Here is a 256-nt window from a genome sequence, read left to right on the forward strand (position 1 = left end):
CGTTTCCGTCACGGTCACAACGCTCGTTGTGCTCGTTTTACCCGTCGTTGGATCAGTCGTTGGTGTCGTCTGCACGACGGCCACCGTCTTATCGCCGTCCGACCAGTTCTTAGTCACTTCAGTCACGGCGCCGCTGCCATCGACCTTCGTGGTGGTGGTCCCACCTTCAGGATCCGTGGTCGTGATCGTGTTGTAGTAACCATCGGCGTTAACTGATACACCATCATCGACCTTGAAGAATGAGCTGGTCCCATCT

The 256-nt window shown here is 55.9% G+C and carries 1 protein-coding gene; it reads right to left on the bottom strand.

The features are described from left to right. Positions 1-256: hypothetical protein (locus FFM73_RS12870; protein WP_171001302.1), on the bottom strand; the 256-nt coding region annotated here is incomplete at both ends.

The sequence above is a fragment of the Secundilactobacillus hailunensis genome, assembly GCF_005405185.1.
In the GTDB taxonomy this organism is placed as follows: domain Bacteria; phylum Bacillota; class Bacilli; order Lactobacillales; family Lactobacillaceae; genus Secundilactobacillus; species Secundilactobacillus hailunensis.